The following is a 4,396-nucleotide window of genomic DNA, read 5'->3' on the forward strand; positions in this document are numbered from 1 at the left end:
TATTTATCAATGGTGTTAGGAATGCTAATAAATACGTATAGAGCAATAAATATAATGCATGACGTAAATAAAAATATCGATATTTTTAGAAATTTTATTTCCCCCTTTTTTTTAAATAAAAAATAAAAATAAGGTGCAATAATTATGATTTGAATTATATATACTTCTTTTAAGTATATATTTATATTTATTATTATTGTTATTAGTAATATTTTTAAATAAGTTGTTTTTTTTAAGAAAGAGATTATTAGAGCAATGAGTGCTATATTAAATAGTAGAATATACCTTTCTGACATTAAAAACTTATTGAAGATTAATAAAAAAGGGCTAGATAATATTATTAATACTAATGTTGTTAGTGTTAATAATTTATATGTTTTTAGGTGTTTGTATGTAAGAAAGAATATCGTAATGAGTAGTATAAAGAAAAATGATAATAAATATATTTTTATATTATTTATATTGGTTATGTCTGTAAATAAATTTAATAAATAGAATTCTATTCCTATTAAGAAGTCCATTCTTCCTTGGTTTATTTCTTCTTTGGAAATACCAACCCATATGCCATTAGCGACAGAACTAAATATATCACCATCATCAATAAAATTTTTAAGTGCGGGTAATGAAATAGTAATATAAGTGTATGTAATTAATATTGCTATAATTAATATTGCATAAATTATTTTTTTTTTCATTTTTCTATTAAAAAATTTCCTATTACTAAAGCATCTAACCCAGAACTAAAGAAAGTAGCTAAGGCATCACGTGGTGTACATACAATTGGTTCATGTGCTAAATTAAAACTTGTGTTTAATACAACGCCATGTCCAGTTAGTTTTTTTAGTTCAAGTAAAAGTAAGTAAAATCTTTCATTTTGTATATGCGTAACGGTTTGTATTCTTGCTGTATTGTCTATATGCAATGCACTTTTAATATGTTTTTGAGCATATTCATTAGCTTGATATGTTATCGTCATATAAGGTGAATGTTTTTTCTTGCCAATAAAATATTGTTCAATATCTTCTTCTAATACACTTGGACAAAAAGGACGAAAACTTTCTCTTAACTTAATTCTTTCATTGACAATCTTTTGCATTGTAGGATGGCAAGGGTTCGCTAGAATACTTCTATTGCCCAATGCTCTCGGTCCAAATTCCATAGAACCTTGAAACCAAGCAATTACTTTATTTTCTGCAATTAATTTTGCTGCAATACTTGATGGATTTTCTAGTGTAGTATAATTTATTTTGCAAGATTTTAATATAAATTCAATTTCATTATTACTGTATCTGGTCCCTAAATAAGTATTTTGGGGTGCAATTGGTTTTATATTATTATCTATACAAGCCAACCATGCAGCACCTAAAGAAATTCCGGCATCTGAAGAAGCGGGTTGAATATATACATCATCAATAAAATCTGAATTCATAATTTTTTGGTTGGCAACGCAATTTAATGCACTTCCACCTGATAAACACACATTACTTATATTGGTTTTCTTTGCATAATACGCTATCATTTTATATAAACAGTCTTCAAAATGTTGTTGTGCTGAAGCTGCAATGTCTTTGTAAAAATTATCAAAATTAGATTTAGGAATTCTTCTTTTTTTACCCAATTTTTCTTCAAATAGTTCATTAAATAACATCTCATCTCTATGGGCAGAAGGTTGATTAGGTAGTATTTTAATTAAATATTCCTGATTTAATTTTATTTCTCCATTTTGCACATTTAACAAAAAAGAAAAATCAAAAGCATTTCTGTTACCATAACTTGATAATCCCATTAATTTGTATTCATCGCTATCTCTTGTAAATCCACAATATTGCGTAATTAATGAATAGTATATTCCCAAACTATTTGGTCTTTCAACTCTATATATAGTTTCTAAAATATTATTATTCCAGACGGAAACTAGAAATGAAATACCATCACCGGAACCATCATAACTAAAAATTAGAGCATTCGTAAAGTTGGACGCATATAAAGTGCTTGCCGTATGGCAATCATGGTGATGATATAGTTTTACTAGAGGTGCATAACCAAAATGTTGTTCAAAATATTGTTTGATTTTAAAGCAAAAATCAGGTTGCCAAGTACTTCCGTGAAATGCAGCAATGCTTACATCTTGAATACTAATATTAGCAATTTTTAGTACTTCAATTATGGATAAGTAGGGTAATTTTCCAGCAGAAAATTTTACTCTAGTTAATCGCTCTTCTTCAACTGCAGCAATGACTTCGCCATCTTTAATCAATACAGCACTTACATCTTGATAGCCTTGTCTAAATCCACCATTTATTCCGAGTATATACATTGTTTTGCTATTTGTAGTAATGTAAAATAGTATTAAAATTAATTGAATTTGTTATGTAAAAGTTGATATTCTTTTGCCATATTGAACGCCTTTATATTTATTATCGCCAAGTTCAATATCAATAATTTTTAAGTCACTTGCAAATTCATTAAACTCACCTTGAATATAGTTTCCTTGTTTATCAACAGCTAATGAACAGCCTATCATTTTTTTTCCTTCGTACGGACCACCAACTATATATCCAACACTAGTTGTAGAAATAAATGGAATTTCATATTGTTTGGCTATTGTTGTTAAAGGTTTAATCCATTTTTCATGATAAGGATTTGTTTCTTCAGTAATATAATGTTCAACAGTCCATGATGAAGGAGATAAGATAATTTGAGCATTCATGTGTGCTAATGAACGTGCTAAATGTATGGAATCATAATAATTGTCAGCACAAATATTAATGCCAATTTTTCCAAATTTAGTATCAATAACACTCAAACTATTTCCAGGATCATAATATGGAAATTCAACTTCCAATAAATTTATTTTTCTGTGTTTATGGATAATATTTCCTTCATTATTAATTAGAATTGCAGTATTATATCGATAGGTGTTTTCAGATTCAGTGAGTCCAACACATATAAAGATATTATGTTTCTTTGCAAGAGCAGAAAAAAAGTTACTACGTTTACCTGGAATATGCTCTGCTTCTTGAAATGCAGAAGGATGTGTCCATGCTAAATCCATTGTTTCTGGCAATAAAACAATTTCTGCATTCTGAGTAGCTGCCTTTTCAATTAACTTTTGAGCTCTTTCTAAATTTCGTTCTGGTTCTCCACCTTCTACTAATAATTGAGCCATTGCTATTCTAGCAGTCATTTTGTTTTATTTAAAAGGTAATCCAAAATATTTCTGATATACAACTTTTGTAAATATACCTAATTTGCAAGCAATCCAAATCGGATATTTGAATAGTTTCATTATTGAATAACTATTAGGATAATCCCAAAAGTTTTGTGGTGGAAGTTGCATGTATTGTTCAAATTCAGTTCGAGTTATTCCTAATCTTTTTATACAAAGGTCGATTACTTTATCATCTTCCATAATATATTTTTCTTGAACAGCTTTTAATGCATAATCTCTATCCATTTGTCCGCTTCTAATTAATGCAGAATAGGCTATTAATCTAAAATCTATATTGAATTTCTTTCGATGGACCATCGTTATTAAACTCCAATATAAATCATCAAAATAATGTGCTCCTGGATATACCCAGTCTAATTCCTCTGAAATGATTTTTTCAGCAGTTTTTCTATCGTAAGGATAATAATAAAATGGAGCGAAAGTTTTAATTCGATGAATAATAGAATAATAAAACATTTCTTTAATTCCAAGATTATAACCAGCATTATGAGGCTCCCATTTTTTTAAAGGATATGTGCCAAATTTTTTATGAATGGCCCTTAAATGATCTCCATCAAAATATGCCCAAGCAATTGGGCGTATTCCTTCAGTTCTGAAGCTTTGCCCATATAAAATTGTTTTTATATTTTCTTTATATGCAACACTAAATAGAGCAGCACCAATACCAACATCTGTTCCATTGTTTAATAGGGGAGTAGATGCTTTTAAATCTACTATTTTTAGGTCTTTACATTCTCTAAAATCTGAGGTAATTGTTCGTAGTTCTACACCCAGCTTTCTTGTAGCATTTAGCATATTTTCTCCAGCAGTTGGATTGTCAAAACCATCATTAAAATGTACAGCTAAAGGTCGAAGCCCATATTCTTTTACAGCAATGTATAATAAATAAATACTATCTCTACCGCCACTTATCCCAATAACACAATCGTACTTTTTATTTTTCCCTTCTTGTTTTATTTTTTCAATTTTGGTATGTAATAGATTCAAACTAGTTTCATTTTCTGGATAAATTTTACAAAGTTTATCATGAAATTCGCAAAGAGAACAAGTGCCATTTTTGTTAAAGGAAATTCCTGGAATAGTTGCATCTGCAATACATTTATTGCACCGTTGGTATTTAATATCTCTTTGAAATCCGCTTACAATTACCATATTATTTTAAGT

The 4,396-nt window shown here is 28.6% G+C and carries 4 protein-coding genes; all 4 read right to left on the minus strand.

The features are described from left to right. The coding region (locus tag H6553_00245) for a hypothetical protein (GenBank protein ID MCB9032244.1) at positions 1-695 on the minus strand (695 nt) is incomplete at its 3' end. Then, positions 692-2,317 (minus strand): hypothetical protein, encoded by a 1,626-nt coding sequence (locus tag H6553_00250; protein MCB9032245.1) that lies wholly within the window; start codon positions 2,315-2,317, stop codon positions 692-694. The genes H6553_00245 and H6553_00250, both read right to left, overlap by 4 nt. Before the next feature lie 51 nt (positions 2,318-2,368). Further along, entirely contained in the window at positions 2,369-3,187 is an 819-nt protein-coding gene (locus H6553_00255) for a carbon-nitrogen hydrolase family protein (GenBank protein ID MCB9032246.1), read from the minus strand. A gap of 6 nt (positions 3,188-3,193) precedes the next feature. Then, on the minus strand, positions 3,194-4,384 hold the full coding sequence (locus tag H6553_00260; GenBank protein ID MCB9032247.1) for an N-acetyl sugar amidotransferase: 1,191 nt from the start codon (positions 4,382-4,384) through the stop codon (positions 3,194-3,196). Between the last annotated feature and the right edge of the window lie 12 nt (positions 4,385-4,396).

It is taken from the genome of Chitinophagales bacterium (assembly GCA_020636535.1).
Taxonomy (GTDB): Bacteria; Bacteroidota; Bacteroidia; order Chitinophagales; family JADIYW01; genus JADJSS01.

Bases quoted from the DNA above. Each gene is read 5' to 3' on its own strand.
- H6553_00255 (MCB9032246.1), bottom strand. From the start codon at position 3,187: ATGACTGCTAGAATAGCAATGGCTCAATTATTAGTAGAAGGTGGAGAA.
- H6553_00250 (MCB9032245.1), bottom strand. From the start codon at position 2,317: ATGTATATACTCGGAATAAATGGTGGATTTAGACAAGGCTATCAAGAT.
- H6553_00260 (MCB9032247.1), bottom strand. From the start codon at position 4,384: ATGGTAATTGTAAGCGGATTTCAAAGAGATATTAAATACCAACGGTGC.